The sequence below is a fragment of the Pseudoalteromonas luteoviolacea genome (genome assembly GCF_018100925.1).
GTDB lineage: Bacteria > Pseudomonadota > Gammaproteobacteria > Enterobacterales > Alteromonadaceae > Pseudoalteromonas > Pseudoalteromonas obscura.
Genome location: NZ_JAGJEH010000072.1, coordinates 1 through 371 on the forward strand (window position 1 = coordinate 1; position 371 = coordinate 371).

The window sequence follows — 371 nt, forward strand, 5'->3', positions numbered from 1 at the left end:
AGTAAACTAAGTAAGAGTGCTTATCTTTAAGAAGTGGTAGTAAAGTGGTGGAGCTAAGCAGGATCGAACTGCTGACCTCCTGCGTGCAAGGCAGGCGCTCTCCCAGCTGAGCTATAGCCCCACATTACTAGGAAGACATTGTTTGTTTACACTTCTTTTTGAGGCAAGGCTTTAAGTGAGGACGTTTAGTGTTTTCTAAACGACGAGCTTAAAAACGCAGCATCGGGAAGAAGTGGTGGGTCTGAGTAGACTTGAACTACCGACCTCACGCTTATCAGGCGTGCGCTCTAACCAGCTGAGCTACAGACCCAAACAATGTTGTGTTCTCTAATTCTAATCAACAATCATCTGTGTGGACACTTCGAACAAAT

At 45.3% G+C, this 371-nt stretch carries 2 tRNA genes; both read right to left on the minus strand.

Annotation, left to right across the window (positions count from 1 at the left end):
• Nucleotides 1–45: 45 nt before the first annotated feature.
• Nucleotides 46–121 (minus strand) — tRNA-Ala (locus J8M00_RS28105).
• 112 nt (nt 122–233) lie between these two features.
• Nucleotides 234–310 (minus strand) — tRNA-Ile (locus J8M00_RS28110).
• Nucleotides 311–371: the final 61 nt, after the last annotated feature.